The 21,787-nt window shown below is 69.1% G+C and carries 23 protein-coding genes; 16 read left to right on the top strand and 7 right to left on the bottom strand.

Annotated elements, in window-relative coordinates; translation table 11 throughout:
- Positions 1-16: 16 nt before the first annotated feature.
- Positions 17-391: a pyridoxamine 5'-phosphate oxidase family protein gene (locus ACAG25_RS09785; RefSeq protein WP_370488172.1), complete on the bottom strand. Its 375-nt coding sequence runs from the start codon at positions 389-391 to the stop codon at positions 17-19.
- 31 nt (positions 392-422) lie between these two features.
- Between ACAG25_RS09785 and ACAG25_RS09780 the strand changes: the two genes are divergently transcribed.
- On the top strand, positions 423-1,241 hold the full coding sequence (locus ACAG25_RS09780; RefSeq protein ID WP_370488171.1) for an SDR family NAD(P)-dependent oxidoreductase: 819 nt from the start codon (positions 423-425) through the stop codon (positions 1,239-1,241).
- Here the strand turns inward: ACAG25_RS09780 and ACAG25_RS09775 are convergent.
- Positions 1,238-2,974 carry an amidohydrolase family protein gene (locus tag ACAG25_RS09775; protein ID WP_370488170.1) on the bottom strand — a complete coding sequence of 579 codons (1,737 nt, stop codon included), beginning with the start codon at positions 2,972-2,974 and terminating at the stop codon, positions 1,238-1,240. The genes ACAG25_RS09780 and ACAG25_RS09775 overlap by 4 nt on opposite strands.
- A 22-nt stretch (positions 2,975-2,996) precedes the next feature.
- On the opposite strand from ACAG25_RS09775, the gene ACAG25_RS09770 reads away from it, so the two are divergent.
- From ACAG25_RS09770 to ACAG25_RS09755, 4 genes are all read left to right on the top strand, one after another.
- Positions 2,997-3,389, top strand: a complete 393-nt coding sequence (locus ACAG25_RS09770) for a VOC family protein (RefSeq protein ID WP_370488169.1) — start codon at positions 2,997-2,999, stop codon at positions 3,387-3,389.
- 88 nt (positions 3,390-3,477) lie between these two features.
- The gene (locus ACAG25_RS09765; protein WP_370488168.1) at positions 3,478-3,990 is read left to right on the top strand and encodes a mycothiol transferase; all 513 of its coding nucleotides are present in this window, start codon (positions 3,478-3,480) and stop codon (positions 3,988-3,990) included.
- A 58-nt stretch (positions 3,991-4,048) separates the two neighbouring features.
- Positions 4,049-5,578, top strand: coding sequence for an aldehyde dehydrogenase family protein (locus ACAG25_RS09760; RefSeq protein ID WP_370488167.1), 1,530 nt, complete (start codon positions 4,049-4,051; stop codon positions 5,576-5,578).
- Between the two features lie 14 nt (positions 5,579-5,592).
- Positions 5,593-6,489 (top strand): hypothetical protein, encoded by an 897-nt coding sequence (locus ACAG25_RS09755; protein ID WP_370488166.1) that lies wholly within the window; start codon positions 5,593-5,595, stop codon positions 6,487-6,489.
- Here ACAG25_RS09755 and ACAG25_RS09750 read toward each other — a convergent pair.
- Both ACAG25_RS09750 and ACAG25_RS09745 read right to left on the bottom strand, forming a co-directional pair.
- Positions 6,446-6,637: a hypothetical protein gene (locus ACAG25_RS09750; RefSeq protein ID WP_370488165.1), complete on the bottom strand. Its 192-nt coding sequence runs from the start codon at positions 6,635-6,637 to the stop codon at positions 6,446-6,448. The genes ACAG25_RS09755 and ACAG25_RS09750 overlap by 44 nt on opposite strands.
- A 110-nt stretch (positions 6,638-6,747) precedes the next feature.
- Complete coding sequence (locus tag ACAG25_RS09745; RefSeq protein ID WP_370488164.1) at positions 6,748-9,360, bottom strand: LuxR C-terminal-related transcriptional regulator; 2,613 nt, start codon at positions 9,358-9,360, stop codon at positions 6,748-6,750.
- 113 nt (positions 9,361-9,473) lie between these two features.
- Here ACAG25_RS09745 and ACAG25_RS09740 point away from each other — a divergent pair, with 113 nt between their 5' ends.
- Positions 9,474-10,706, top strand: coding sequence for a cytochrome P450 (locus ACAG25_RS09740; protein WP_370488163.1), 1,233 nt, complete (start codon positions 9,474-9,476; stop codon positions 10,704-10,706).
- A 127-nt stretch (positions 10,707-10,833) separates the two neighbouring features.
- Entirely contained in the window at positions 10,834-11,421 is a 588-nt protein-coding gene (locus ACAG25_RS09735) for a DedA family protein (RefSeq protein ID WP_370488398.1), read from the top strand.
- Positions 11,422-11,428: 7 nt separating this feature from the next.
- Here ACAG25_RS09735 and ACAG25_RS09730 read toward each other — a convergent pair whose 3' ends face one another.
- From ACAG25_RS09730 to ACAG25_RS09720, 3 genes are read right to left on the bottom strand one after another with little or no spacing between them, the layout of a single operon-like run.
- The gene (locus ACAG25_RS09730) at positions 11,429-11,734 is read right to left on the bottom strand and encodes a hypothetical protein (RefSeq protein WP_370488162.1); all 306 of its coding nucleotides are present in this window, start codon (positions 11,732-11,734) and stop codon (positions 11,429-11,431) included.
- Position 11,735: 1 nt separating this feature from the next.
- Entirely contained in the window at positions 11,736-12,380 is a 645-nt protein-coding gene (locus tag ACAG25_RS09725) for an LpqN/LpqT family lipoprotein (RefSeq protein ID WP_370488161.1), read from the bottom strand.
- Between the two features lies 1 nt (position 12,381).
- The gene (locus ACAG25_RS09720; protein WP_370488160.1) at positions 12,382-14,400 is read right to left on the bottom strand and encodes a prolyl oligopeptidase family protein; all 2,019 of its coding nucleotides are present in this window, start codon (positions 14,398-14,400) and stop codon (positions 12,382-12,384) included.
- A gap of 81 nt (positions 14,401-14,481) precedes the next feature.
- On the opposite strand from ACAG25_RS09720, the gene ACAG25_RS09715 reads away from it, so the two are divergent.
- The 9 genes from ACAG25_RS09715 (at position 14,482) to ACAG25_RS09675 (ending at position 21,761) form a co-directional block, all read left to right on the top strand.
- Positions 14,482-14,760, top strand: a complete 279-nt coding sequence (locus ACAG25_RS09715; RefSeq protein WP_370488159.1) for a putative holin — start codon at positions 14,482-14,484, stop codon at positions 14,758-14,760.
- Positions 14,753-15,196, top strand: a complete 444-nt coding sequence (locus ACAG25_RS09710; protein ID WP_370488158.1) for a hypothetical protein — start codon at positions 14,753-14,755, stop codon at positions 15,194-15,196. Before ACAG25_RS09715 ends, ACAG25_RS09710 begins: the two co-directional genes overlap by 8 nt.
- Before the next feature lie 51 nt (positions 15,197-15,247).
- Positions 15,248-16,822: an ABC transporter substrate-binding protein gene (locus ACAG25_RS09705; protein WP_370488157.1), complete on the top strand. Its 1,575-nt coding sequence runs from the start codon at positions 15,248-15,250 to the stop codon at positions 16,820-16,822.
- A 107-nt stretch (positions 16,823-16,929) separates the two neighbouring features.
- On the top strand, positions 16,930-17,850 hold the full coding sequence (locus ACAG25_RS09700; RefSeq protein WP_370488397.1) for an ABC transporter permease: 921 nt from the start codon (positions 16,930-16,932) through the stop codon (positions 17,848-17,850).
- Positions 17,847-18,677 carry an ABC transporter permease gene (locus tag ACAG25_RS09695; protein WP_370488156.1) on the top strand — a complete coding sequence of 277 codons (831 nt, stop codon included), beginning with the start codon at positions 17,847-17,849 and terminating at the stop codon, positions 18,675-18,677. Before ACAG25_RS09700 ends, ACAG25_RS09695 begins: the two co-directional genes overlap by 4 nt.
- Positions 18,674-19,468, top strand: a complete 795-nt coding sequence (locus ACAG25_RS09690) for an ATP-binding cassette domain-containing protein (RefSeq protein WP_370488155.1) — start codon at positions 18,674-18,676, stop codon at positions 19,466-19,468. The genes ACAG25_RS09695 and ACAG25_RS09690 overlap by 4 nt, the downstream gene beginning before the upstream one ends.
- Positions 19,465-20,091 (top strand): ABC transporter ATP-binding protein, encoded by a 627-nt coding sequence (locus tag ACAG25_RS09685; RefSeq protein WP_370488154.1) that lies wholly within the window; start codon positions 19,465-19,467, stop codon positions 20,089-20,091. The genes ACAG25_RS09690 and ACAG25_RS09685 overlap by 4 nt, the downstream gene beginning before the upstream one ends.
- Positions 20,088-21,482 (top strand): dihydrolipoyl dehydrogenase, encoded by a 1,395-nt coding sequence (gene lpdA, locus ACAG25_RS09680; RefSeq protein ID WP_370488153.1) that lies wholly within the window; start codon positions 20,088-20,090, stop codon positions 21,480-21,482. The genes ACAG25_RS09685 and lpdA overlap by 4 nt, the downstream gene beginning before the upstream one ends.
- Entirely contained in the window at positions 21,483-21,761 is a 279-nt protein-coding gene (locus tag ACAG25_RS09675; RefSeq protein ID WP_370488152.1) for a hypothetical protein, read from the top strand. It abuts the gene before it with no gap.
- Positions 21,762-21,787: the final 26 nt, after the last annotated feature.

Below are 21,787 nucleotides of genomic sequence, written 5' to 3'. Positions count from 1 at the left end.
CGCCGTGAGTGAAAGCTCAGCTGCGCAGCGGCACGCAGTCGTCCCCACAACCGGTCGCCGACGGCGGCGAATCCGGACCCGGTTTGCGGTGCAGGACAGCACCGGTCGGTCCGACGTGCAGGCCCTGCTCGTCGGTGGTGGCGTGCCCGTCGACGATCAACGTGTACCCGCCGGGCTGTCGTGGCGGCCACACCAGGGTGACGTCGGGATGAGCGGCGGCATTGCGACGGGTGCTGTTGCCGACCGAGGCGATCTGCAGGACACCGTCGACCAGCACCGGATCGACGGCGACGGTGTGGGCGCGAAAGTCGTCGCCGACGGTGACCAGGTAGGCGAAGGTGAAGTCGCCCAGGGTGTCGGCCAACCGGTCGATGTCCACCTTGACGCTCATGGACCGAGCCTACGACGCTACGTTCGAAAGCATGCCTCTGCCGACACCGTCTGCGTCCACCACCGCCGTCGTCACCGGCGCGTCCGCCGGGATCGGCGCCGACCTGGCCCGGGAACTGGCGTCGCGTGGCCACGGGGTGACGTTGGTGGCGCGGCGCGAGGACCGCCTCCGCGCGCTGGCCGACGAACTGTCCGGTTCGGTGCGCGTCGAGGTGCTCACCTGCGACGTCGGCGACTCCGACGCGCGGGCGAACCTGTTCGACGAGCTCGCGCGCCGGGGGTTGACCGTCGACGTGCTGGTCAACAACGCCGGGATCGGCACCATCGGGCCGGTGGTCGAGTCCACGCCGGAAGCCGAGATCGCCCAGGTGCGGGTCAACGTCGAAGCCGTGATCGACCTGACCACGCGCGCTGTGCACCAGATGGTGCCGCGCGGACGCGGGGCGATCCTCAACGTCGGGTCCACTGCCGGCTTCCAGCCGTTCCCCGGCCAATCGGGTTATGCGGCCACCAAGGCGTTCGTGCGGACCTACACCGACGGTCTGCGCGGCGAGCTGGCAGGCACCGGGGTGACCGTGACCGCGCTGCATCCCGGTCCGGTGCGCACCGAGTTCCTGCAGACCGCCGGGATGGACGAGCAGACATTCGCCGCGGCGTTCCCGAAGTTCCTGTGGATGCCGTCACGCACCGTGGCCAAGTCCGGCATCGACGGGCTGGACCAGGGCCGCGGCGCGGTCATTCCCGGCCTGCAACACGAGATCTCGGCGCGGCTGATGGAACTGCTGCCGCGCCGGTTGGTGCTGCCGTTGATCGCGAGTCAGCATCCGGCGCTGCGCCGGTCCCGTCGCTAGCTGGCCGGAGCGGGCTGACGCCCCCGGACCAACCGGCCCGGGCGGGCGTCGGTGGGTGCGCCGTTCTCGGCGATCACCGCACCGGAGACGACGGTGGCGACGTAGCCGTCGGCGCGCTGGTCCAGACGCCGGCCGCCCGCGGGCAGGTCATGGGCGACGACGGGGCGGTGCAGGCGGATCGCGTCGGGGTCGATGACGTTGATGTCTGCCTTGTAACCGACCGCGATGCGGCCGCGGTCGTGCAGGCCGGCGACGCGCGCCGGCACCGAGGTCAGCTCCCGCACCGCTTCGGGCACCGTCAGCTTGTCGCCGGCCCGGTCGCGGACCCAGTGGGTCAGCATGTAGGTGGGAAAGCTTGCGTCGCAGATCATCCCGTAGTGGGCACCGCCGTCGCCGAGACCGAGCACAACATCGTCGCGGCGGATCAGTTCGGCCACGGTGTCCAGGCTGCCGTCGCGGAAGTTGGCCAGCGTGACCAGCAGCATCGCGTGGCCGTCGTCGTCGAGCAGGCGGTCGTAGGCCTCTTCAAGCGGACTGACACCGCGGGCGCGGGCGCGGGCGCGGATCGAATCCGCCGGGGACGGTTCGTAATTCGGCGGATCCTCGAGGGGGAACATGTAGTCCCACGCCTGGGCGGCGAACATCAGGGGGTGACCGTCGGAGGCGGACGTGTCGTTGAGGATCCTTTCGCGCACTTCAGGTTTGCGCATCAAGGCGACCTTCTCGGCCAGCGGCAGAGCGGCGATCTCGCGGTAGCTCGGGTACAACACGAACGGATTGCCCGACAGCTCCAGGCCCAGCACCAGGCCGATGGGACGCGGGAAGATCTGGGCGGTCACCAGCGGCCCGTCAGCTCCGGCGTTCTGATTGGCCTTCTCGACCATGGTCAGCGCGTCGAGGAAGAACGGCTCGCCGGCGTTGCCGATCGCCAGCGTGAAGGTGACCGGCAAGCCGACGTCGGCGGCGACGTCGAACACCGTCCGCAGGACCGGTTCGTAGTCCCCGGCGACGAGGTCGGGAACGAACTGGATCAGCCCACCGCCACCGGCCTCGACACCACGCGCGATCGCCTCGATCTCGGCGCGGTCGGCGTCGTAACTGGGTATCGGATGGCCACTCTCGGTCTTGTGCAACGTGAACCGTGACGACGCGAAACCCAGCGCCCCGGCCTGCACCGCCTCTTCGGCGAGCTTGCCCATCAAGGCGAGGTCCTCGGCGGTCGCCGGTTCGCGGTCCACCCCTCGCTGCCCCATCACATACACCCGCAGCGGCGAGTGCGGCAGCAGGGCCGCCACGTCGATGTCCCGTTTCCGCGCGTCCAGGGCGTCGAGGAATTCGGGGAACGTCTCCCAGTGCCACGGCAACCCGTCGACCATCACCACGCCGGGGATGTCCTCGACCCCGGCCATCACATCGACGAGCACGTCGTGGTCCTCGGGGCGGCACGGCGCGAAGCCGACACCGCAGTTGCCCATCACCGCGGTCGTGACACCGTGGGCGGAGGACGGTGTCAGTCGATCGGACCAGATCGCCTGACCGTCGTAGTGGGTGTGCAGATCCACGAAGCCGGGGGTGACCAGAAGTCCCGTCGCGTCGATGACGCGGTCGGCGTCACCGGTCACGGTCCCGGTCTGGACGATGACGCCATCACGGACGGCGACATCGCCGACGAACGGTTCGTTGCCCAGGCCGTCGACGACGGTGCCGTTGCGGATAAGCAGGTCGAAAGTCATACCCCGAATGTACGTTCAGCCCATGATCGACCACCTCGGAATCAACTGCGCCGACTGGGAACGGTCCACGACGTTCTACGACAAGGTGCTCGGGGTGCTGGGCTACCGCCGGTTGATGGACTTCGGGGTGGCCATCGGGTACGGCGCCGACGAGCACCCGGAGTTCTGGATCGCCGACGCGGCCGCCGGCGATGCCGCAGGGCCCAACCGCGAGGTGCACGTGGCGTTCGTGGCGAAAGACGCCGAGTCGGTGCAGGCGTTCTACCGGACGGCGCTGTCGCTGGGAGCGCAACCGCTGCATGAACCCCGGCTGTGGCCGGAGTACCACGAGAACTATTACGGCGCGTTCGTGCGGGATCCGGATGGGAACAACGTCGAAGCGGTGTTCCACGGCGGCGAGCCGCCCAATAGATGAGGCGGCGGACCGCCCAATAGATACGGCGGGCCGCCTGATGGATGAAGCGGCGGGCCGCCCAATGGATGAAGCGGCGTAGCGTGAAGTGATGTCCGACGCCGACGCGGCCCGCGAACTTCTGCGCGACTTCTTCACCCGCCTGATCGAGCATGTCGAGGAGGTCACCGACGGGTTGACCGGCGAGGTCGCCCTGTACCGACCCACACCGGAGGCCAACACGATCGCGTGGCTGGTGTGGCACAGCGCGCGCATCCAGGACGCCCAACTCTGCGACATCGCCGGCACCGAGCAGGTGTGGTTCCGCGAGGGATGGGTGGACCGTTTCGCGCTCGATCTGCCGCGCGACGCGCACGGCTACGGCCACACCGCCGAGGAGGTCGCCAAGGTGCGGGCGCCGGCGGACCTGCTGGCCGGCTACTACCGCGCCGTGCACCGGGAGTCACTCCAGTACGTGGCCTCGGTGTCGCCCGACGAACTCGCCCGCATCGTCGACCGGAACTGGAACCCGCCGGTGACCGCCGGCGCCCGGTTGGTCAGCATCATCGACGACGCCGCCCAGCACCTCGGCCAGGCCGCCTACCTGAGAGGCATCGCGCCCTGATCTTGACGCGCGTCAACACCGGGGAGACGCACGTCACAGCGGTCGTTAGCATGGAGGGATGACCGCGACGACCGACGTGCAGACGCCCGACCCGTTCACCGGTACCGGCACCATCAGAAACCCTGCGACCGGCGCCGTCGCCGGCGAGGTCCAGTGGACCGATCCCGCAGACGTGCCGCACCTGGCCGCCGGGCTGCGCACGGCGCAACGCGAGTGGGAAGCCCGCGGCGCGAAGGGCCGCGCCAAGGTGCTGGCCCGGTACGCCGTGTGGCTCGGCGAGCACCGCAGCGAGATCGAAGAGCTGCTGATGGCCGAGACCGGCAAGTCCGCGGTCGACGCCGCGCAGGAAGTGCCGCTGATCCTGATGATCACGTCGTACTACATCCGCACCATGGAGAAGGCGCTGGCGCCGCAACCCCGGCCGGCGGCGCTGCCGATGATGTCGATCAAGAAGATCACGGTGCATTACCGGCCCCGCCCGGTCGTCGGCATCATCGCGCCGTGGAACTACCCCGTCGCCAACGCGCTGATGGACGCCATCGGCGCGCTGGCCGCCGGCTGCGCGGTGCTGCTCAAACCGTCGGAGCGCACCCCGCTGACCGCCGAGCTGCTGCTGCGCGGCTGGCTCGACTCCGGCGCACCCGACGTACTGGCGCTGGCCCAGGGCGCCCGGGCGGTCTCCGAAGCCGTCATCGACAACTCCGACTTCATCCAGTTCACCGGTTCGAGCGCCACCGGCGCCAAGGTCATGGAACGCGCTGCGCGCCGGCTCACCCCCGTGAGCCTGGAACTCGGCGGCAAGGACCCGATGATCGTGCTCGAGGACGCCGACATCGACCTCGCCGCGCACGCCGCGGTGTGGGGGGCGATGTTCAACGCCGGCCAGACCTGCGTGTCGGTCGAGCGGGTGTACGTGCTCGAGCAGGTCTACGACCAGTTCGTCGACGCGGTGGTGCGTGACGTCAAGAACCTGCGGATGGGCAGCGGAGAGGGGAACCACTTCGGTTCGATGATCGACGACTCCCAGGTCGACGTCGCCGAACGGCACGTCGCCGACGCCCTGGCCAAGGGTGCGCGCGTCCTGACCGGCGGCAAGCGCGGCACCGGCTCGGGCAGCTTCTACGAGCCCACCGTGCTCGTCGACGTGGACCATTCGATGTCGTGTATGACCGAGGAGACGTTCGGGCCGACCCTGCCGATCATGAAGGTGTCCTCGGTGGAGGAGGCCATCCGGCTGGCCAACGACAGCCCGTACGGGTTGTCGGCGGCGGTGTTCTCCAAGGACGTCGATCGTGCGCAAAAGGTTGCGCTGCAACTGGATTGCGGCGGCGTCAACGTCAACGACGTCATCTCGAACTTGATGTGCACCACGGCGCCGATGGGCGGCTGGAAGACCTCGGGCATCGGCGCGCGTTTCGGCGGCCCCGAGGGCCTGCGCAAGTACTGCCGAATCGAGACCGTGGTCAGCCCCCGCACCAACATCGGCGCCGGCGGCAACTACTACAACAACTCCGACCGCGCGTTGAAGATGATGAACACGGTGATGACCAAGCTCGCGCTGATCCGGCCCCGCCGGATGGCCAAGTAGGCGCCCGCACCTCGATGCGTTTCCTCGCAGCGCTGCTGTTGTGGCTGCTCACGACCGTGGCGTTGGCTGCGGCGGTGCCTGCCCTGTGGGCACAGGCCACGATCGTCGACGAAGACGGCTACGCCGCGCTGGCGTCGTCGGCCGCCGAGGATCCACGCCTGCAGCAGGCGATGGCCGGTGAGCTGACCACCCAGACGGTCGCGTTGGCCGCCGACAGCGGCTACACGCTCAACCCGGTGCTGGTGGCTCACGTGGCCGACTCGTACACCCACAACGACGGCTTCCCCGGGCAGTTCGGGCAGGCCAATCGGATCGCGCACCGGTGGATGTTCACCGGCGCGGTGCCCAGCGGAAACTCTACCGACCAGTGGCTGATCGACGTCGCGCCCATGCTCGCCGATCCGTCGTTCGACGCCACCCTGGGCAACCTGGACCTACAGGTCCCCGAATCCCTGACCGTGCCCATCACCGTCGACTCGCCCGAACTGCAGCCGGGCAAGCTGCGGTGGCTGGCGACGTGGGGTCCGTGGATCAGTGTCGGGGCGGCGGTGGTGACCGGACTGCTGGCCCTGTTGACGCTGATGGCGGCCCGTCGACGCGGGAAAGCGCTGACGGCGCTGGGTGTTTCGGCGCTCCTGGTGGGTGCGGCCGGCTGGGCGGGCATCGAGATCGCCGACCGGTACGTCGAGACGGCGCTGAACCGCACCACCGGCAACATCCGCACCGTGGCCGAGGTGATGGTCGACCACGCCGTCGACAGCCTGCACCATTGGCTCACCGTCACCCTGCTCGTCGGCCTGGTGCTCGTGGTTCTGGGCGCACTCGGCGCCGTGCTCAGTGGTCTGACGCGACGGAGCCGCTACGCCCCTACAAGTGGTCCATCTCCCGGGACAGCAGTGCGTTCTCCATGAAGGCATAGTGCCTCGGATAGAGGTGCGGGACCCGGACCCCGCCGTCCTCGACTTCGTGAGTCCTCCAGTGCACCAGGGTCGACACTCGTGCCGTCGTCACCGCCCATCCGTGGGAGGCATGGGAGCCGACGTATCCGACTACGGTCATGACCGTTCCTTTCCCCGTACTCGGCTACATCGTCAGCTACTCCTCTGACGGGTGCGTCAGTAGCGCGATACTGACTTTCGGGGACACCGGGCGATGATGCGGTGAGCTACTTAACTGCGGTGCGAGGGGTGGATAGCCACGAGCGCGGCCAGTTCCGCTCGGCTCGTTGCGCCGGTCTTCGCCATGGCCTTGTAGATGTGGCTTTCCACGGTGCGCGCCGAGACTGTCAGCTTGGTTGCGATGTCCCGATTCGACAGCGATTCACCGACCAGCATCGCGATCTCACGCTCGCGGTCGGTCAGGGGCAGCCGGTCGACGGCCTGGCGAAGCGCCGGGGTGAACGCTCCGCCACATCGTTCGGCCAACTCCTCGGCGCGGGCCGAGCAGTGGAGTGCGGATCCGCGCAGACTCCTGTGGCGGTGGCTGGCCGCGGCATGTGCCGCGGAGTCGACGGCTCCGATCAGATCGCCGACCGATTCGAATTCGTGTGACACCCGGTCCAATTCGTCGCCATCGGCTGCCCGCAGAGCGGCCGCGAAACGGGCGGCCAAACCGGCCCGCGGTCCTTCGACGAGGTCGTCGAGTTCACGCAGCCGCTCGACGTTCGATGCGTCACCGAAGTGTGTCGCCGTCTGGAGGCAGAGCACCTCGGCGGCGTATTGGCCTTTCGCTCTGGCTTCTTCGGCCGCGACGTGGACCGTGTGGATCGCTTCTCGTACCGCGCCCTGGGCGCCCAGCACCCAGGATTCTCCGATGGCGCCGGCGTAGTCGAGGTGGCGCCAACTCGGGTGCCAGCTGCTACGCAGCGTCGTGCGGATCCGGTCGGCGTCGCCGGTCAGTCCGCGCATCGCCAGGGCGGTCATCAACAGGATGCGGTAGCGGTAGGGAAAGCCCGTGGCCGCGCTCCACACGGTGACGCGATCCACGGCGGAGCGCAGCAGGGTGCACGCCGCATCGAGGTGACCGGCGCCGAGTTCGGCGTGCCCCGAAACCGCCTCGGCCGCATGGCCGAACGGCCCCTCGCGCGAAGCCAACGCCCTTCGCCGCATGGTGGCGGCCACCGTCAGTGCGTCGGTCACCCGGCCGGCCAGCAGCATCGCATCGATATGGGCGTCGGCGATGACGATGAATCCGCGCACCGGAATCAGATAACCGTGCTCCGCCGCCGCGATGGCCGCAGCCGTGCGACCGGCCTCGCCATGGGCGACGGTGAGGGCCAACGCAGTCAGCCGACCCTGCAGGTGGTCCGAGGTCTCGTCGAAGGACAATGCCCCGGCGTGCTCGAGCACCGCGTCGGGTCTGCCCGTCAATGCCCAGTAGAGGCCCTGGAACACCGCGATACTTCTGCGGACTGGCCGCGAGGTGGGAGGGGTTTGGTCGATGACTGCTTTCGCGGCCTCGGGATCGGCCAGCGTGAACAGTCTGTTCACTGCACGCAGGAGTATCAGTCGGGCCCGATCGGATTCCGAGAGCGTACACATCTCGATCTCGGCCAAGAGCGACTCGGCCTCCTCTCCGTTTCCCGACCAGGACAGCACGAAAGCGCGGACGAGACGCGCCTCGGTGCCGCCTCCCGCAGCGATGGCTGCTCCGGAAAGACGTTCTGCCAGCCTGAGATCCAGCATTCCCGCGGCTGCCGTGGCCGCTTCGAGCAACAGGTCGGCATCAGGTGCGATGTCGGCGTCGAGGCTCAACTCGGCGCGTCGAACCACCGTCTGCAACTCGTTGCGGCGTTCGGATGCGGCGAGTTCGGCGACGACCATCCCGCGCAGGCGTCGCAGGCTGGCCCGGGGAGCGCTCTGCCTGCGCGCCTCGCCGTAGAGCGGATGTGCCAGGGACACCTCCACCTCTTCGAACATCCTGCTGTAAGTGATCAACCCGCGACGGTCGGCCTCCTCGACGGCGTCGGCTCCGGTGATGCGCATCAGGGCCCGCAGCTCGACAGGCTCGCCCACCGCCAACGCGTCGACGACGTCGCAGACCGGGCCGGACAGGGTCCCGAGCCGGGATTCGACCAGCTCGACCAGGTTGGGTGGCAGGACGGGATCGCCGCGCCAGACCCAGATCCCGTCATGGCTGAGCAGTCTCGCATCGGCCACCTCCTGGTCGACGATGTTGCGCAGGTACAGGGGATTACCTCGGGTCAGGTCCCAAAGGCGCTGCGCTGCTGTGGGATCCAATGGACCGCGAAGGGTGCGGGTCAGCAGTTCTCGCGTGTTCACCTCGTCGAGCGGTTGCAGGTGCAACCACTCGAATTCCGCGCCCCGCCACAACTCCTGAGTTGCCGGCGGAACGGGGTCGCCTTTGCGGACGGTCAGCAACACCTTTGCCGACCCTCGCGCGATGATCTGCTGCACCACGATGGTCGACAGGTCGTCGAGCAACGGGGCGTCGTCGATGCAGACCACGACCGGACCGCCGTCGGGTGTGGTGGTGAGTGCTTCGGTGACGCTTCGGATCAGTTCACGCCCGTCGTCGGAGGTGGTCCGCACCCAGCGAGTCAGCGCTCCCAGCGGAAGGGTGCGGGCGGCCGAGGTCGCTGTCGCCCAACGGGTTTGCCAACCCGCAATGGCGAGCTCGGCGAGCGTCTCCCGGACGAGTCGGCTCTTTCCGACGCCGACGGCGCCGCTGACGACCAGACCGGCGCAGTGGGGATCGAGAAGCGCGTCTTGTATTCGGCGCGTTTCCCCTGAGCGGCCGACCATCGGCCACGTCAAGCGCACCCACACAGTTTAAGAGCCACCGCGGCGCAGATCGAGAGTCGCGCGCAATGCAGTAGAGCGGTACTTAGGGGACCTCAGCCGGACGCCGTCAGACTCGACACGAGGTGATTTTCATGACCGTGGAGACGTATTCGCGCGTGATCGCCCCGGGAAACGACGGCGGCCCTCCGAAGCTGGACTACGACGACGTGACAGATCCCGACGTCCTCCACCGGATGCTGGCGCAGGCGCGCGGCCGCGCACCGATCGCGGCGGGTGTACACGGGCCGGAGGTGCTGACCTACGACCTCGTCCGGACGGTGTTGCGGGACCCGCGATTCCGGGTGCCGCAGGGAATGTTTCTCGCATCGCAAGGCATCACGTCGGGGCCGCTCTGGGATCGGGTGGCCGGCAACCTGATCAGCCTCGACGGCGAGAAGCATCACCGGCTGCGGCGATTGATCGCCGGTGCGTTCACCCCGCGAGCCACCGAGCGGCTCCGCGACACCGTGGTCGCGGTGATGACCGACCTGATCGATCAGCAGCTACCCCACGGACGCTGCGATCTGGTCGACGACATCGCGCGCAGGTACCCGATCCCGGTGATCTGCGCCCTGCTCGGTGCACCGCCCGAGGACTGGAGCTTGTTCTCGGAGTGGACCGACGACATCTTCCAGGTGTTCTCGTGGCGCGTCGGGGACCATCAGCAGGACATCCTGCAGGCGTGGCAGGAACTCGACGACTACATCGACGACATGGTCGCCTGCCGCCGCCGGACGCTCACCGACGACCTGCTCTCCGACCTGATCCGCGCCGGTGACGACGGCGACCGTCTGAACCTCGCGGAGCTGCGGATGCTGGTCGCCGGCCTGCTGATCGCCGGGACCGACACCACCCGAAACCAGTTCGCCGCGGCCGTGCAGGTCCTGTGCCGGAACCCCGACCAGTGGGAGTTGCTGCGCCGGCATCCGGAGCTGGCCTACAACGCCGCCCACGAGGTGACCAGGCACTCGCCGGTGGCGGTGGCGATGTTGCGCACCGCGGTGGAGGATGTCGATCTGGCGGGGACCGAGATTCCGGCGGGGCAACTGGTGATGGCGAACCTCGCTTCGGCCAACAGGGACGAGGCTGTGTTCACCGATCCCGACCGGCTCGACATCCGGCGATCCAACGCCTCGGCGATGGTCACCTTCGGCGGCGGCATGCACTTCTGCCTCGGGTCGCATCTGGCCCGCCTCGAGATCGCCGAGGGGCTGGCCGTCATCGCTGAGCGGATGCCGCACCTGCGCCTCGACGGGGACGGGCCGTGGAAGCCACTGACCGGGTTGAGCGGTCCCCAGAACCTCCCGGTGACGTTCTGGGAGTGATCGCCGCGCGACGGGGTACCCGGACCACCTTGGCTAGGCTGGCCCGAGATCCCCGACGAAAGGCTGCTCGTTGTCGACGGACACCATCACCGAACTCGACGGCCTCGCCGGCTGGACCGTGGACCTCATGGAACGTCTCGGCGGCCCGGGAGCCGGTCTGGCGATCTTCCTGGAGAACGTGTTCCCGCCCCTGCCCAGCGAGGTGATCCTGCCGATGGCGGGGTTCGCCGCGCAGCTCGGTGTCTTCTCGGTCACCGGCGCGATCCTGTGGACCACGCTCGGATCGGTGCTCGGCGCGTGGTTCATCTACTGGCTCGGCGCGCGACTCGGTCATGACCGCATGCGCCGCCTGGTCACGAAGGTCCCGCTGATCGACACCGAGGACATCGACAAGGCTGCGGACTGGTTCGCCCGGCACGGCACCAAAGGCGTGTTCTTCGGCCGGATGCTGCCGTTCTTCCGCAGCTTCATCTCCGTCCCGGCGGGCACGGAGCGCATGAACTTCGCCGTCTTCACCGTGCTCACCACGTTCGGCAGCCTCATCTGGAACAGCGTCTTCGTCGGGCTCGGCTACGCCCTCGGCGTCAACTGGCACTACGTCGAGCCGTATTCGGCGATCTTCCAGTACATCGTGTTCGCCATCATCGGTGTGCTCGTCGCACGGTTCGTGTTCACCCGCCTGCGTCGCCGGAAGGTGCAGGCCCAGGCGCGCTGACGAGCGCCTACCGGGGCTCCCGGTGCGCCGGGTGCGCGGAGTACACCCGGCCACCGAGCTTGATGTGCGGCGTGCGGAAGTAGGCCCACCCGGTCATCAGGATCGTCGCCGCCGCGAGGAACGCGACCGCGCTCTGCAGATCGGGGAGCCCGCCCGCGAACAGCAGCGCCGCGCCGATCACGCTGCCGGTCCAGTAGATCCGGCGCTTCACCTGCCCGGCGGACAGGCCTTCGGTCGCCCGCCCCGGCACGATCGCGGCCGCCAGCAACGCCACGGCACCGGCGATCAACAGCACGTTCGATATCTGGTTCATGTCAGGGCATCAGCATCTGGAATCCGTCGACGATCTGCTCGGCGTCGCGCTGATACGTCGGGTTGTCTCCGTCGGAGGTCTGGATGGTCACCGTCGCCAGGTAGGTGGCGTTGCCGCGTTGGGCGACGACGGCGTGCATGATGATCGGCCGCTGCGGCGCGGGCCCCATCGGCGGCGCCGTATACGTGGTGGTCTCCGAGGGGAACCCGCAGGTCGTGTTGTCCTCGGTGCGGAGGTTGGTGGCGTTCATCATGCGCACCAGGTTGGCGCGGTTCTGTTCGAACACCTCGGCGGCGTCGGCCACCCCGCGCGCCCGTTCGAGGGTGACGACGGCGTTGGGTGCGAAGCCGTTGGCGATCAGATTCTCCGCGACGATCGCGAAGCGGATCACCTGGCTGTCCATCATGGAGTTGCGCTTCCAGCCCGACGGGATCGGGATGCGCAGCCGCGGTTCGCGCGGGCTCATCGCGGGGACCTCGGCCAACGGCGCCTCGACGGTGGTGCAGTCGGCGTCGGACACCCACGCCTGCCCGGGGGTCTGTCCCGCAGCCAGTACCGGGGTCCCGGAGATCTCGCGGGCGCACCCTGTCACCAGCAGCGTGGCCGCACATGCGACGGCGGCCAGGGCTCGGATGGTGGTGGACATGTCAACTCCCGTCGAGGGTGCGGTGCAGGAACTCGTAGATGAGTGCCGCGCGGAACGCCGTCTGCGGATTGTCGGCCGCGCCGGCGTGTCCGCCTTCGATGTTCTCGTAATAGCGCACCGGATGTCCTGCGGCCTCCAGTGCGGCCGTCATCTTGCGGGCGTGGCCCGGATGTACCCGGTCGTCGCGGGTCGACGTGGTGATCAACACCGGCGGATACCGACGCTCGGACGAAATGTTCTGGTAGGGCGAGTATTTCGAGATGAACTCCCAGTCGGCGGGGTCGTCGGGGTTGCCGTACTCCGCGACCCAGGACGCACCGGCCAACAGCAGATGGAACCGGCGCATGTCCAGCAGTGGCACGCTGCAGACCAACGCGCCGAACAACTCCGGGTACTGCGTGAGCATGATGCCCATCAGCAGGCCGCCGTTGCTGCCGCCCTGGGCGCCCAGCTGCTCGACGGTCGTGATCCCGCGGTCCACCAGATCCTTGGCCACCGCGGCGAAGTCCTCGGCCACCAAGTGGCGGCCCTCCCGCATCGCCTGCGTGTGCCACGTCGGCCCGTACTCGCCGCCGCCGCGGATGTTGGCCAATACGTATGTGCCGCCGCGGGACAACCACAGCCGACCCAGTACCCCGTCGTAGGACGGCGTACGCGCCACCTCGAATCCGCCGTACCCACCCAGGAGCGTGGGGCCCGGGCCTTGTCGATGACGATGCCCCACAACGAAATACGGAACCGAGGTGCCGTCCTCGGAGGTCGCGAAATGCTGCGTCACCTCCAGGTCGGCGGCGTCGAAGAACGACGGCGCCCGCTTGATCTCCTGCAGCTCGCCACCGGCGGCGCCGTGCAGCAGCCGCGACGGTGTGTCGAAACCCGAGGAGTCCAGGAAGATCTCGTCGCCGTCCTCGTCGGCGGCGGCGATGACGGTGTTGGTGTTCTCCGGGAGTCCGCGCACCGGCTCGGCGTCCCACGAACCGGGGGTGTAGACCTCGACCCGGCTGGCCACGTCGGCCAGCGTCACGACCACCAGGCGGTCGCGCGTCCACGCGTAATGGTGCAGGCAGGTGTGCGCGTCGGGCTCGAACACCGTTGTCAGGGTGGCCGTGCCGGCGAGGAACTCCTCGTACGGCGCCGCGAGCAGGGAACCGGCGCGGTAGGACTGTCGGCCGTACTGCCAGTCGGTGCGCAGCTCGATCAGCAGCCACTCCCGATGGACCGAGACGCTGGAATCGGTGGGAGCGTCGATGCGGATCAGCTCACCGGCGCGCAGCTCGTAGATCTCGTCGTTGAAGAAGTCCAGGGCGCGTGAGATCAGGGTGCGTTCGAAACCCTCGGTGCGGTCCACCGACGCCGCGACGATGACGTCCTCGTGTGTGCCGCTGAACACCACCTCCGCGTCCTGCAGCGGCTGCCCGCGCCGCCAGCGCCGCACCTCCCGCGGGTAGCCCGACTCCGTGAGCGTGCCGTCGCCGAGGTCGGTGCCGATCAGCAGCGTGTCGTGGTCGACCCAGCTCACCTGCGACTTGGCTTCGGGAAGCTCGAACCCGCCGTCGACGAACTGCCGGGACGCCATGTCGAACTCCCGCACCACCGCGGCATCCGAACCACCCGGCGAGAGGCTGATCAGAGCGCGGGAGAAGTCCGGTTCGATCACCTGCGCCCCGGCCCACACCCAGCTGACCCCATCGGCGGACGCCAGCTCGTCGACGTCGATGATGACGTCCCATTCCGGCTGCTCCTGCAGGTAGCTCTCCAGGGTGGTGCGCCGCCACACCCCCTTCTGGTGGCGGGCGTCGCGCCAGAAGTTGTAGAGGTGGTCACCGCGGCGTCGTACGTACGGGATGCGGGTGTCGGTGTCGAGCACCTCCAGCGCCTCGGTGCGCATCTGTTCGAAGCGCTCGCCACCGAGTTGGGCGATGGTCGGCTCGTTGTGCGCGCGCACCCAGGCCAGCGCCTCATCCCCGGTGACGTCTTCGAGCCACAGGTACGGGTCGTCAGTGTCTGCCACGTCCCCCATTCTGCGCACCCGTCGCGCAACGGGGACAACCGGCGGCGCGCCGCACTGGTCGGAGGCGGTGGCGGCGTTATCGTCGGAAGCGTGATTCCGCTGCCGAGAGCCTCGGCGCTGGCCGGGGTGATGATCGTCGGAGTGGCGATCGGCATGATCGCGGCCATCGTGGCTGCGGTGGAGATCAGCGCGTCGATCCGCCCCGACGTCGTCATCGCGCTGGTGGTCGGAGTCCCCGGGCTCGTCGGGCTCGTCACGATCCTCGCGTCCCGTCGCCGCTGGGTCACCGCCGTCGGTGCGATGGTGCTCGCCATCGGTCCGGGTCTGCTCGGCGCGCTGACCGCGATCCAGGTGGCCACCGGTGCCTGACTCCCAGCCCGACAGCGGCGAGAACACCCAGACGTTCACACCGGAGTTCACCGGTGCCTTCACCGCCGCCGCGGTGCACGACCGGCCCACCGAGATTCCGCCGCATCCGGCCCAACCGGTCGTCGTGCCCGGGGTCACCCAGTACCTCGGCCGGTGGCGGTTCGTCCTCGTGCTGTGCGCGGTGTGGCTGGTGGCGGCGGCCGCAGGCGCCGGTCTCTACTACTGGTGGTTCCACTCGCACGACAAGACCATGCCGGTGTTCGTCGTGCTCGTCTTCCTGGTCGCGGCCACCGTCGGCAGCCTGCTCACCGCGCTGGTGCAGGAGCGGCCGGTGGTCGCAGCGCTGGCGATCGCGTTGATGTCCGCGCCGATGGCCGCGGTCGCGGGAGCCGCGCTGCTCTACGGTGGGTACGTGTTCGGCTGGGTCAGCCGCTGAAAGTTTCTATCCGCCTGCGCACAGGGCTCATTCATATGTTCAGATAGACACATGAACCGTCGCGCGGCGCTGGCCTGCGTTCTGAGTGCTGCGCTGGTCGCGGCGTGTGCCGGACAGTCCGACGAGCAGACTTCCGACCAGATCGTGCTCGCCGAAAGCTACGAACTCGGCGGCTACAACCCGGTCAACGGGTACTCCGAGTCCGGCGTCTCGCCGATCTACGAGGGGCTGTACCGGCCGCGCGCGACCACCGACACCACCGTCCCCGAACTGGCTCCGGCACTCGCCACCGACGCGCCCGAGTCGATCGGCCCCAACCGATGGCGCATCCCCCTGCGCGCCGACGTGGTGTTCTCCGACGGCAGCACGTTCGACTCCGGTGACGTGGTCGCCACCTATGCCGCGGTCGCCGATCCGAAGGTCGCCTCGGAGATCTCGACCTCGGTGGCGCCGATCGTGGCGCTGACCGCCGACGGTCCCGACGCGGTCACCGTCGAACTCGACACCGCCGCAGATCCGCGGCCGTACCTGCTGCTGGGCATCCTGCCGTCGGAGAAGATCGAGGACGCACCGGCCGGCGACTGGGCGGTCAACACCGCCCCGGTGGGCACCGGGCCCTACCGCCTGGACACGCTGCGACCCGACCAGGTGGTGCTGGTGGCGCGCGACGACTACTGGGGTGACCCGGCGCAGGTGCAACGCCTCGTTTACACCAACACACCCGACGACAACGCACGCGCGCAGAGCATGGTCGCCGGGACGGTCGACGGCACCACGCTGCCGCCGCGGCTGATCGAATCGCTCGACGGCGAGGACATCGAATCCGTGGGTGTGCAGTCCGCCGACTGGCGCGGGGTCGCGTTGCCCGCCGGTAACCCGTTCACCTCCGACGCGCGCGCCCGGCTCGCCATGAACCTCGGCGTGGACCGTGACGCGATGGTGCGCGACGTGCTCGTCGGTTACGGGCGCCCCGCCAGCACGCCGGTGGCGCAGGCCTACGGCGATGCCTACAATCCCGAGGCCCAGTACACCTTCGACCTCGACCGCGCCAAAACCGTTCTCGACGAGGCCGGCTGGCGGGTGGGCCCCGGAGAGGTCCGTGAGAAAGACGGCGCCCGAGCGTCTTTCGACCTGCTGTACAACGCGCAGGACACCCTGCGCCGCGACCTGGCCGTCGCGTTCGCCGCCGCGATGAAACCGCTCGGGATCGACGTGGCGCCGCGCGGCACCAGCTGGGACGAAATCGACACCCGCTTCGGTGATTCGGCGGTGCTGCTCGGCGGCGGCTCGACGCCCTACAGCATCGACGCCCAGGTCTACGACACCCTGCACACCCGCGTGCCGAACTCGTCGATCTACTCCAATCCGGGCAACTTCACCGCCGAAGGGCTCGACGGTCTGCTCGAACGGGCGGCCCGGTCGGCGTCCGGCCCGGAGAAGGACGCGCTGTACCGCGACATCCAGCGCACCTACGCCGCCGAACCGTCACACGTGTTCCTGGTGTTCCTCGACCACGCCTACACCTACCGCGACCGCGGCTGGAACCAGACGGCGCCGATCATGGAACCGCACTCGCACGGGGTGTCCTGGGGCCCGTGGTGGGACATCGCCCGATGGACACGCTGACCCCGCCGCCCACCGTCTACGTCGAGGACCCCTCGGCGGTGCGTCCCGCGCGCCCTCTGCGCGCCGCGGCACGGCTGCTGGCCGTGCGGACCGCGATCGCCGTTCCGATGACCGTGGCGATCTCGGCGGCCATCTTCGCCGTCGCATCGCTGTCCCCGTTCGACCCGCTGGCCGCCTACCTGGGCAACAACTACCAATTCGCCACCCAGTCGCAACGCGACGCCATGCGCGAGGCCTACGCCACCGACCAGTCCTGGTACAGCGCATGGTGGCAGTGGCTGGGCGGGCTCACCCGCGGTGACCTGGGCTGGTCGTCGACGCAGTCGCAGCCGGTGACCACGGTGCTGGCCGAACGTCTGCCGTTCACCCTCGGGCTCTCCGGCGCGGCGCTGCTCTCGGCGACGCTGCTGGCCATCGTGCTCGGATGTCTGGCCGGGATGCGGCGCGGCGGCGTGTTCGACCGGATGGTCACCGGACTGTCGGTGGCCTTCGCCGCGGTCCCGCCGTTCGTGGTGTCGCTGGCGCTGGTGGTCGTCGTCGCGGTGGGTCTGCGGTGGCTGCCCGCCTCCGGAGCCGCAGCTCCCGGAGCCGCCTACACCGCCGAAGGCGTACTGCGCCACGGCATTCTGCCGTGGATCGCACTGACGGTGTCGATGATCCCGTGGCTGCTGCTGACCACCCGCGCGGCCGTGGTGGCCGGTGTCGAATCTGACGCGGTCCGCGGCGCCCGCTCCCGCGGCGTGCACGGTTGGGCCCTGCTGCGCGGGCACATCGCCCCGGTCTCGGTATTGCCCACCTTGGCGCTGCTGGGTACTCGGCTGCCCGAACTGATCGCGGGCGCGGCGATCGTGGAGACCGTGTTCGGTTGGCCGGGCATGGCCGCGGTACTGGTGGATTCCGCCGCCGCACTGGACTTTCCGCTGTTGGCCGCGCTGACCGTCGCGGCCGCTGCCGCCGTCCTGGCCGGGTCGGCGCTGTCCGACGCCGCCGCGGTGGCCATCGACCCACGCATCCGGATGGCCGCATGAGCATCCCCACGCTGCACCGCATCCGGCCGCACCTCAGCTGGCCGTGGATCGTCCTGGCCGTTATCGCTGCGACCGCGATCGGGATCCCGCTGATCGCCGGCGCCCAGGTCGCCGACTTCTCCGCGGCGTTGCGGCCGCCCAGCGCCGAACACATTGCCGGAACCGATCATTCGGGCTACGACCTGCTGGTGCGCACCGCCGAAGGGTTGCAGATGTCGCTGCTGATCGCCGCGGTGTGCGCGGTCGCCGCGACGCTGCTCGGTGTGCTGATCGGCGTGCTGGCGGCACTGGTGGGGGGCTGGCTGGACGTGGTCGTGATGCGCCTGGTCGACGGGGTCAACGCGCTGCCGCATCTGGTGGTCGGCATCGTGATCGCCGCGATGTGGCGGGGCGCGCCGCTGGCGATCATCGCCTCCATCGCGCTGACGCACTGGCCGGCGGTGGCTCGCGTGGTGCGTGCCGAACTGCTCGCCGTCGCCGAGGCAGGGTGGGTGGAGACCTCACGGCTGGCCGGCGCGTCCCGCTGGTTCGTGGCCCGTCGCCACCTGCTGCCCGCGGTCACCGCGCAGGCGCTGGTCGCGATGGTCGTGCTGCTGCCGCACGCGGTGTGGCACGAGTCGACGCTGTCGTTCCTCGGGGTCGGGTTGTCCCCGGACCGGGCCAGTCTCGGCACCCTGCTCAGCGAGGCCCGCGGTGACGTGCTCACCGGCGCCTGGTGGACCCTCGCCGTGCCCGCGACCGCTCTGATCGTCACCGCGTTGACCTTCGCGATGGCGGGCGCCTCGATGCGCAACCGGCACCGACCACCGATGGGAGCTGTGTGGTGACGACGGTCTGTACGCGTGAAGACCAGACGACGGCGGCCCGGTTGACCGGCCTGTGCGTGGACATCGAACTCCGGCGCGGGCGCCGAGCAGCCGCGGTGACCGTCCTCGACGACGTGAACCTCGCCGTCCCGGCTGGCCGGGTCACGGCTCTGATCGGCGAATCCGGTTGCGGCAAATCGCTTGTCGCCGCAGCACTGTCGGGTCTGATGCCCCCGGGGTCACGCGTCCGCGGAAACGTGCACATCGGCAACCGCGAGGTGCGACACGGCGACGAACGCAGCTGGCGGACGCTGCGCGGCCGCCACGTCGGGCTGGTCCCGCAATCGGCGGCGACATCGCTGACCCCGGTGCGCAACGTGGGCTCGCAACTCGCCGAGGTCTGCACACGCCTGGGCACCGACCGCACCCCGGAAAAGTTGTGCGCCTCGGTCGCCCTGCCGGCTTCGACGCTGCAGAAGTACCCGCACGAGTTGTCCGGCGGGATGGCGCAGCGGGTCGCGATCGCGGCCGCGGTCGCCGGGCGGCCCGGGCTGCTGATCGCCGACGAGCCGACCTCGGCGCTCGACCCCGACAACGCCGCGCTGGTGTGGCGGCTGCTCGGCGACGCGGCCGCCCACGGCTCCGCCGTGCTGGTCATCACCCACGACATGCCGTCGCTGCTGCGCGCCGAAGCCTGCGACGACGTCGCCGTGATGACACGCGGCACCGTGGTGTCCCAGGACCCGCTCCCCGTCGCGCTGGCCAGTGACGATCCGTACGTGCGGGCGCTGCTGGCCACGGTGCCGGTATGACCGGTATCCGCGCCGCCGGCGTCGTCGTCACCCTCGGCGGGCGCACCGTGCTCGACGGCGTCGACCTGACCGCTCCGGCCGGCGAGGTCACCGGCGTCACCGGCGTCTCGGGCAGCGGCAAGACCACCCTGCTGCGCGTGCTGGCCGGTCTGCAGACGCCCGACGCCGGGACGCTCTCCTACGACGGGGCGCCGGTCCCGCCGCCCGGATCGGTCGCGCTGCTCGCGCAGCACCCCCGGCTGGTGTGCAACCCGCGGTGGACCCTCGCGCAGATCATCGCCGAGCCCGCCGTCGTCCGCGGCGCGAGCACCTCGGTCGTCGACACCGCCGTGCGGGTCGGTCTGGAACCCGAACTGCTCGACCGCTACCCCGGACAGGTGAGCGACGGTCAGCTGCAGCGAGCCTGCCTGGCGCGGGTCCTCACCCAGCAGGCGCGGTTCGTGCTCTGCGACGAACCCACGGCGATGCTCGATCCCATCGCCACCGCGTCGGTGGTGTCCCTGCTCAGGAACTTTGCCGCCGACGGAGCGGTGGTCGTGCTGGTCAGCCACGATCCTGCGCTGATCGACGCGCTGGCGGGGACTGCGTTGGCCTTGCCGGGACCATTAGGGTTGAGGACGTGACTCACTATGACGTCGTCGTCCTCGGAGCCGGCCCCGGCGGATACGTCGCAGCCATCCGCGCCGCGCAACTCGGGCTGAACACCGCCATCGTCGAACCCAAGTACTGGGGCGGCGTGTGTCTGAACGTCGGGTGTATCCCGTCCAAGGCGTTGCTGCGCAACGCCGAACTGGCCCACATCTTCACCAAACAGGCCAAGACGTTCGGCATCACCGGTGAGGCCAGCTTCGATTACGGCGCCGCGTTCGACCGCAGCCGCAAGGTCGCCGACGGCCGCGTGGCCGGCGTGCACTTCCTGATGAAGAAGAACAAGATCACCGAGATCCACGGCTACGGCAAGTTCACCGGTCCCAACAGCATCGAGGTGGACCTCAACGAGGGCGACACCGAAAAGGTGGAGTTCGACCACGCGATCATCGCGACCGGGGCCAGCACGCGACTGGTGCCGGGCACCTCGCTGTCGGAGAACGTCGTCACCTACGAGAACCAGATCATGTCGCGGGAGCTGCCCGGGTCGATCATCATCGCCGGCGCCGGAGCCATCGGCATGGAGTTCGCCTACATCATGAAGAACTACGGCGTCGAGGTCACCATCGTCGAGTTCCTGCCGCGGGCCCTGCCCAACGAGGACGCCGAGGTCTCCAAGGAGATCGAGAAGCAGTACAAGAAACTCGGCGTGAAGATCCTGACCGGCACCAAGGTCGAGAAGATCCAGGACGACGGCAACTCGGTCACCGTCACCGTGTCCAAGGACGGCAAGAACGACGAACTCAAGGCCGACAAGGTGTTGCAGGCCATCGGCTTCGCACCCAACGTCGAGGGCTTCGGCCTGGAGGCGGCCGGCGTGGAGCTGACCGACCGCAAGGCCATCGGCGTCGACGACTACATGCGCACCAACGTGCCGCACATCTACGCCATCGGCGACGTCACCGGCAAGCTGCAGCTCGCCCACGTCGCCGAGGCCATGGGTGTGGTGGCCGCCGAGACCATCGCCGGCGCCGAGACCCTGGCTCTCGGTGACTACCGGATGATGCCGCGCGCCACGTTCTGCCAGCCGCAGGTCGCCAGCTTCGGTCTGACCGAGGAACAGGCCAAGGAAGAGGGCTACGACGTCAAGGTCGCCAAGTTCCCGTTCACGGCCAACGGCAAGGCGCACGGATTGGCCGAGCCCACCGGGTTCGTCAAGCTGATCGCCGACGCGAAGTACGGCGAGCTGATCGGCGGACACCTGATCGGCCCCGACGTCTCCGAGTTGCTGCCCGAGCTGACGCTGGCCCAGAAATGGGACCTGACCGCCAACGAGCTGGCCCGCAACGTGCACACCCACCCGACCCTGTCCGAAGCGCTCCAAGAGTGCTTCCACGGCCTGGTCGGCCACATGATCAACTTCTAGTTGAGAGCCGTCTGGGTCGCCGGTCTCGGCGGGTTGCTGGTCGGCCACATCCTTTGGCTGGCCGGTATCTCCGTGGCCATCGAAACCGCCGACGTGTCCCGCTGGGTGCTGGTGGTCGCTGCACTGTCGCTGCTGATCGGGGTCGGTGCGGGCCTGGCCGGCCGCGCCGCGCGGCAACGGCGCGGCCCGAATTGGCAAGTGTGGACCGCGTTCTGGTGGCTGCTGCCGGTGTCTCCGGTGCTGTTGTCGCTGACGGTTCTTGGCGTCACCTACCTGTAGCGCGCGACGTTTGCTTGACGCTGCCT

Origin of the sequence: Mycobacterium sp. pV006, assembly GCF_041287115.1 — a bacterium.
GTDB lineage: Bacteria > Actinomycetota > Actinomycetes > Mycobacteriales > Mycobacteriaceae > Mycobacterium.
This window is presented reverse-complemented; position numbering and strand designations above follow the sequence as displayed.